7 protein-coding genes are annotated in these 7,213 nt (G+C 54.9%); 2 read left to right on the plus strand and 5 right to left on the minus strand.

The window, feature by feature from the left end; all coding sequences use genetic code 11:
• Positions 1-108: 108 nt before the first annotated feature.
• Both bamC and dapA read right to left on the minus strand, forming a co-directional pair.
• The gene (gene bamC / locus H9C73_RS15810; RefSeq protein WP_236014339.1) at positions 109-1,497 is read right to left on the minus strand and encodes an outer membrane protein assembly factor BamC; all 1,389 of its coding nucleotides are present in this window, start codon (positions 1,495-1,497) and stop codon (positions 109-111) included.
• 18 nt (positions 1,498-1,515) lie between these two features.
• Complete coding sequence (dapA, locus tag H9C73_RS15815; RefSeq protein ID WP_209288869.1) at positions 1,516-2,391, minus strand: 4-hydroxy-tetrahydrodipicolinate synthase; 876 nt, start codon at positions 2,389-2,391, stop codon at positions 1,516-1,518.
• Between the two features lie 175 nt (positions 2,392-2,566).
• Here dapA and H9C73_RS15820 point away from each other — a divergent pair, with 175 nt between their 5' ends.
• Entirely contained in the window at positions 2,567-3,034 is a 468-nt protein-coding gene (locus tag H9C73_RS15820) for a peroxiredoxin (protein WP_209288870.1), read from the plus strand.
• A 17-nt stretch (positions 3,035-3,051) separates the two neighbouring features.
• Here H9C73_RS15820 and H9C73_RS15825 read toward each other — a convergent pair whose 3' ends face one another.
• Both H9C73_RS15825 and H9C73_RS15830 read right to left on the minus strand, forming a co-directional pair.
• The gene (locus H9C73_RS15825; protein WP_209288871.1) at positions 3,052-4,119 is read right to left on the minus strand and encodes an AI-2E family transporter; all 1,068 of its coding nucleotides are present in this window, start codon (positions 4,117-4,119) and stop codon (positions 3,052-3,054) included.
• Positions 4,120-4,127: 8 nt separating this feature from the next.
• The gene (locus H9C73_RS15830) at positions 4,128-4,373 is read right to left on the minus strand and encodes a sulfurtransferase TusA family protein (protein WP_209288872.1); all 246 of its coding nucleotides are present in this window, start codon (positions 4,371-4,373) and stop codon (positions 4,128-4,130) included.
• Positions 4,374-4,458: 85 nt separating this feature from the next.
• On the opposite strand from H9C73_RS15830, the gene H9C73_RS15835 reads away from it, so the two are divergent.
• Positions 4,459-5,898, plus strand: a complete 1,440-nt coding sequence (locus H9C73_RS15835) for a M48 family metalloprotease (RefSeq protein WP_209288873.1) — start codon at positions 4,459-4,461, stop codon at positions 5,896-5,898.
• 44 nt (positions 5,899-5,942) lie between these two features.
• On the opposite strand, the gene nadA is transcribed toward H9C73_RS15835, so the two are convergent.
• Positions 5,943-6,986, minus strand: coding sequence for a quinolinate synthase NadA (gene nadA / locus H9C73_RS15840; RefSeq protein ID WP_209288874.1), 1,044 nt, complete (start codon positions 6,984-6,986; stop codon positions 5,943-5,945).
• Between the last annotated feature and the right edge of the window lie 227 nt (positions 6,987-7,213).

Raw genomic sequence — 7,213 nt, forward strand, 5'->3', positions numbered from 1 at the left:
GTGTTTGGTCGCACTCTCATTTTACTCACTTGGATTCAGGCTTTCTCATTTGCTGCCATTTATGGGACAGCAGTGGCTCAAGGCTCCCTTTTTTAGTGCAGAATCACATCACCCCGGCTCTGGCAGCTGATCCTTGATTGCCCAAAGAATCTCTTCAGCCACAATTGCAGGCGCTTCCAGGCCTTGCTGAGTGTGGACGCTCAAGAACACACCATTTCTGGTACGGTTCAGGTGAAGCTGATAGCGTCCCGTGTGCTCCAGGTTGCCCGTCTCGGCATTATAAGAACTATTTTTGTTACTCCCGAAGACATAAATTACTTTGCCACCAAACCAAATCTTATACCCTGGCTGGTTGGCCGGGTTGTTCGGGTCAGCCAAATCAGACTCTATTACGTCTTCGCCTGCAGCTGCTTCAGAGACATTTGAGCCACTGCTACTGTAAGATATCTCATCTTTACTGGAGTCGCCCCCAAGCGCGTTTGAAAGAAAATCTGTCTCCAGTTTGATTTCATCTCGATCAGAATGAAGCCACTCGAAAAAGCCCATTTTTTCAGTGCTATCAAAAGGCGTCGTAGTGGTATATGTGAGGTAAATGATACCCCTTGACTGATCACGCGTGCCTGCGTCAATTTCAGCCAAGTCCAGCGCGTCATTCACCATTTGCCATGCCTGATCTGCATGCTCGCTGATCTTCAATACCGGATTGCCACGGGAGTCACGCCCCAGTTGCGGCCTTGCCTTCTGTTTCTGCTGCATCGCCAGCAGAGAGTTGGCAGACGGCGTAGCGCCGGCCTTGCTGAGATAGCGAAGCATCTCGAACATCATGTCCGATTTATACTCCACATCACGCGACTGCGACTGCCAATCCACGTCTGCCACCTTCGCATCCAGAGGAAACTGAACATGGCTCAGGCGAATGGCGGTCCTGTTGTAGTCGTCAGGATCCGGGCGAACCGTCATCCGCAGCTTGTTCCGGGTGGGACCGTCCACATCCTGCAGGGTCAAGCGCTTAACCCAGAGGTCAATGAAACTGTAGTCATGACCATCCAGCTCGATCCAGTCGGTTTCCAGCACACCCTGACGCGGGTCCGAGTAGGCGATGTCAATGTCATTAAAGGCCCAGAAATCACGCGCCTTGCGCCACACGTCTGCGATCGGTTCATCGACCAGAATCACCTTTTCGCCATCCATACGGCGCAGATTGACACTTTCGCTGCCGGATTCGGCATAGAAAAATTCGGGCCTTGGCACTTCAAACGCGTCACTGCTGACGGCTGTTACGCCGGCATCCGGCACAACCAGCTGCTCCTGCATCTCCTTGGCACGCAGATGAGGCGGCAGCTGAAGACGCTCGGATTTTTGTGCCAGCTCATAGTCCTGGCTGCGATCACGGATGACTCCGTTATCGCCATAAATGGGGTTATTTTCCACCACACTGCAGCCACCCAGAGCGACTGAAACAGCTACCGCTAACGGCAGATAACGCGTTCGAAGCATCTGCATATCCTTGCCCTGTTAGATAACGCCACATTCACGCAAAGAGGCGCGCACCAGTTCCTGATACTGCTCAGAAAGAACCGTCAACGGCAGGCGAATGCCCTCCTCGATCAGTCCCATCTCGGCCATGGCCCATTTGACCGGAATCGGGTTGGCTTCAATGAACAGGTTGGTGTGCAGCGGCATCAGCTTGGCCTGAAGCGCACGGGCTCCCTCATAGTCCTTTTCCAGTCCCAGACGGCAAAGCTCGACCATTTCAGCGGGAGCGACGTTTGCGGTTACCGAGATATTGCCCTTGCCACCCATGAGGATAAGCTCAATGGCAGTGGCGTCATCACCGGAATAGACCGCGAAATCCTCGGGTACGTGCTCGATCAGTTCGCGCGCTCGATCCAGATCCCCTGTGGCTTCCTTGATACCCACGATGTTCGGGATTTCAGCCAGACGATATACGGTTTCCGGGAGCATGTCGCAGGAGGTGCGGCCGGGCACGTTATACAGAATCTGCGGAATATCGACCGCTTCAGCAACTGTTTTGAAGTGCTGATACAAGCCTTCCTGTGTCGGCTTGTTGTAATACGGCGTCACCAGCAGGCAGGCATCGGCGCCGACCTTGGCAGCACGCTTGGTCATCTCGATCGCTTCAGCGGTCGAGTTGGCACCTGTCCCTGCGATGACCGGGATACGCCCATTGACCCGCTCGACGATAGCCTTGATCACTTCCAGATGCTCATCGTACCCCAGAGTCGGTGACTCACCGGTTGTACCAACAGCCACGATGGAATCAGTGCCTTTATCAAGATGAAGATCCACTATCTTGTTCAGCGCAGTCCAATCGATATCTCCGTTGGCTGTCATCGGGGTCACGAGCGCTACAATACTGCCGCGAATCATTTTCGTCTCCATCTTGTCCAGGAACTCGGGGGATAGGGCTTCCATGCTACCGGTGGCAATCGCAGGCCTCAACCGGCAGCAGGTTTTTTGCTATCGTAAATAGCGCATTCTAAACGAAATTGGCCGCCCCCGCGTAGTAGTGAGAGCGACTTTTTATCAGCCAAGGACAGTTCCAATGAGCACACCTGAAATTGACCAGCCATTTCCGGATTTTACAGCACAGGCCACCAGTGATACCGAAGTCAGCCTGAGCAACCTAAAGGGCAAGAACGTTGTTATCTACTTTTACCCCAAGGACAGTACGCCGGGCTGCACAACAGAAGGCCAGAATTTCCGCGATCTTTATCAGGAGTTTCAGGCCCTGGACACGGAGATTTTCGGCGTTTCCCGTGACGGCATGCGCAGTCATGAGAACTTCAAGGCAAAGCAGGAGTTCCCGTTTGAGCTGATCAGTGACAAGGAAGAGACCCTTTGTCAGCTGTTTGATGTGATCAAGCTGAAGAAAATGTACGGGCGTGAGTACATGGGCGTGGAGCGCAGTACCTTCCTGATTGACAAGGAGGGCATCCTGCGCCGTGAATGGCGCAAGGTAAAAGTCAAGGGCCACGTGGACGAGGTGCTTGAGGCGGTCAAGTCACTCTGACCGCCCACGCCGGCGACCTAGTCGCCGGCAACCTCTTCCACCGCTTTGGGCCAGGCACTGACAATGGCCTTCACCAGTGTCGCCAATGGAATGGCAAAGAAGACCCCCCAGAACCCCCAGAAGCTTCCGAATACCAGCACTGCCACGATAATTGATACCGGATGCAGGTTGACCGCTTCTGAAAACAGCAGTGGCACCAGTACATTACCGTCCAGCGCCTGGATAATACCGTAGGCGATCATCAGGTACATGAATTCGTTACTCCAGCCCCACTGAAACAACGCAATCAGCATCACGGGCAGTGTCACCACCGCTGCACCGATGTAGGGAATCACCACCGACAGCCCCACCAGTATCCCCAGCAGTGCTGCGTAGTTGATACCGAAGAACGCAAAGGTGGTATAGCTCACCACTCCGACAATCATGATTTCGATCGCCTTGCCGCGCACATAGTTTGCGATCTGATCATCCATTTCGTGCCAGACGCGGGTCATCATTTCACGCTTGGGGGGCAGAAAAGCAACCCAGCCACTCATCAACCGGCGCCCATCCTTGAGAAAGAAAAACACCAGAATGGGCACCAGCACCAGATAAATCAGAATGGTGACCACACCCGTGATGGAGTTGAGCGAAAACGTCAGTACCCACTGCCCCAGCCTGCTGAGCTCTGTTGCTGCTGCAGCGATCAACTCACGAATCTGTGTTTCGGAAATAAGGTCGGGGTAGCGTTCCGGCAAAACAAGCAGCAGTGCCTGAATCTCAGAAACCATCCGCGGCGCCTCATTGAAGAGGTTGACCAGCTGCTGCCAGACAATTGGCATCACGAAGAGCAGGAACGCCGTCACAAACCCCAGAAACAGGAGGAACACCAGAATGACAGCCCCCAGATGAGGCACCCCTCGACCCTGCAGCCAATCCACAACGCCCTGCATCAGAAAAGCCAGGATAACGCCCGCAATGACCGGTGCCAGCGGCTGACCCAGCAGCCATATTACCAGCAGGGCTCCTGTCAGGAGCAAGAAAAGAAACAGTGCTTCTTCGTCGGAGAAATACTGGTCAATCCATTTATTAAAAATCTTGCGCATATTTGACCTCAGGCCGAACGACCACGTCGAATCCAGTACATGTAACGTCCTTGATGACTGAACGTTTCCAACAATTCGTGGTCCGACAGGTCTGTATAGGCAGGGATATCACGCAGAGAGCCGGCATCGGTTGCGATCACCTTAAGCACCTGACCGGGCAACAGCTGATGCAGCGCCACTTTCGCCTTCAACAGCGGCATCGGACAGTTCAGTCCGCTGGTGTCCAGTTCCTGGTCGAATTCCGGCTCGGTCATCTATCGTCTCCTACACACTAGCCATGAACGCAAGGCACTATATACCATATCCCTTGATCAGGATAACCGACAAAGTGAGCACATCATGCGTCAGCTTCGCCATCTCCTGACCTGCATCCTGTTATGGAGCTGTGCCTCCCAGGTTCAGGCAGATGAATTCAACCTGCCCCGTCTGGGTGACAGCACCTCTGCAACCATCAGCCTGCAAGAGGAGTACCGACTGGGCCGCAACTGGTCACGCATCCTGCGCAGCCAGGCTCCCATGCTGCAAGACCCGATCAGTTATCAGTATCTGGAGGATCTTGTCTGGCACCTGCTTCCGCAAAGCCAGGTACAGGACCGCCGGATCAGCGTTTTCCTGCTCGACAACCCGACGCTGAATGCATTTGCGGTACCGGGTGGGATTATCGGCGTCCATGGCGGCTTGATACTGGCGACCGAAACGGAGGGCGAACTGGCATCGGTACTGGCTCATGAGCTGGCGCACCTGAGTCAGCGTCACTATGCCCAGCGACTGGAAGAAGAGCGCAAAAATCGCCCCCTGATGCTGGCCGGCATGCTGGCCGGGATACTCGTTGCCGCTGCTGATACCGACGGTGGCATGGCGGTCATGTCATCGACAATGGGAGCCTCCATGTCTCAGCAACTGGCATTCAGCCGGCGTAATGAGCAGGAAGCGGATCGTGCCGGCATGCAGACACTGGCGGCGGCCGGGTTTGACCCTGAAGCCATGCCCAACATGTTTGGTCGCTTGCAGCGTAACTACCGATTTTTCGGCCAGAAGCCACCCGAGTTCCTGTTGACCCATCCCGTTACCGAATCACGCATTGCCGACTCGCTCAATCGCGCCCAACAACTCCCCAAGCCGCGCAACAGACGATCAGCACTTGAATTTGAACTGATCAAGTCACGCCTGCAGGTCCATTTCAGCGAAACCTCTCAAGCAGCCGTCGAGCGGTTTGAGGCAGCTCACAAACAGGCAGCCACAGCCGCCAACACCTACGGGCTGTTGCTGGCCTATGTTGCCAACGGTCAACACGCACAAGCCGAGACGGTATGGCAGGCACTGCCCAGCTCACTGACCAGCCAGCCGATTGTACAGATGACGCGCATCGAGCAGCTGATCGAGGCACGCAAGCCCGAGGCTGCCACCCAGCAGGCCTGCGAGCTGCTCGCACTCTACCCCGGCAGTCGTCCGTTAAAAGCCTTGCAGGCACATGCCGCGCAGGCAGCAGGACATTACCAGGAAGCCAAACGCATCTATGAGGAACTGGCGAGAGATTATCCCTCCGATGCACAGTACTGGTTCCAGCTGGCAGAAGTCAGGGGGCTGCTACAAGACAGAATCGGCGTGCACGAGGCCAGAATTGAATACTTCCTGCTCACCGCACAGTTTGACCTTGCGCTGCGACAGGTTGAATTTGCATACCGGGAAAAGGGCCTGACCGATGCAGAGAAGGCGCGCCTGGCACAACAAGAGCGTGAGGCGAAGGCGATTCGGCAGGAGATGAAAGAACAGTTCTGAGGAATGGGGTGCTGCTGCCATGACAGCAGTACCCCGCACATTCATCAGTTGGTGGAAAAGTCCAACATGCGCTGCAATGGCTTGCGGGCACGCTCCATCAGCGCTTCATCCACGCTGATCTCATCCGTCCCGTGTTCCAGGGCTGAAAGCACATTTTCCAGCCCATTCATGGCCATCCAGGGACAGTGCGCACAGCTGCGACAGGTGGCACCTGACCCGCCGGTGGGTGCTTCCAGAAAACGCTTGCCCGGTGCTGCCTGCTGCATCTTGTAAAAGATGCCACGATCAGTCGCCACGATAAACGTTTCGTTGGGCAGCTCCTGAGCCGCCTTGATCAACTGACTGGTGGAGCCCACGGCATCGGCAATCTGAACAACAGCGTCCGGAGACTCGGGATGAACCAGAACAGCGGCATCCGGATAGACCTTCTTCAGATCCAGCACACCTTTTGCCTTGAACTCCTCATGCACGATACAGCTGCCATCCCAAAGCACCATCTCGGCACCGGTCTGCTTCTGCACGTACTCACCCAGGTGCTTGTCCGGGGCCCAGATAATTTTCTTGCCCTGATCACTCAGATGTTCAACAACCTGAAGTGCGATACTGGAGGTGACAACCCAGTCGGCTCGAGCCTTAACCGCTGCCGAGGTGTTGGCATACACGACCACTTCATGGTCGGGATATTGATCGCAGAACGCCGAGAATTCGTCTGCCGGGCAGCCGATATCCAGTGAGCAGGTGGCTTCCAGAGTGGGCATCAGAATGCGCTTCTCGGGGTTGAGAATCTTCGCAGTCTCGCCCATGAAGCGGACACCGGCGACGATCAGCGTTGACGCGGGGTGACGCGCACCAAAACGGGCCATCTCCAGAGAGTCAGCAACGCAACCGCCCGTTTCATCGGCGAGTTCCTGAATTACATCATCCGTGTAGTAGTGAGCAACAAGGCAGGCATCTTTTTCTGCCAGCAACTGACGGATTTTGGTTTTGTATTGTTCGATTTCAGCTGATCCCATGGACGGCGGCAGATGTTCCTGAGCGAAATGCTCCTGCACCAGAATGCGATCATCAATGTCCTGCTTACTCAACATAATTTTGGTTCTTGTCATCCCGCGGGTTACTGCCAACGAGGGCAAAAAACTAGGGCCAGAATCATACCATAGTTGCAGCCGTGTTACGCATCCAAGTCGCATGCGATTGAGCAGAAACACTATGGCAGATATAAACGGGCAAGGGAAAGAAAATGGTGGGTCGTATAGGACTCGAACCTATGACCAATTGGTTAAAAGCCAACTGCTCTACCAACTGAGCTAACGAC

It is taken from the genome of Marinobacterium alkalitolerans, from assembly GCF_017776525.1.
In the GTDB taxonomy this organism is placed as follows: Bacteria; Pseudomonadota; Gammaproteobacteria; order Pseudomonadales; family Balneatricaceae; genus Marinobacterium; species Marinobacterium alkalitolerans.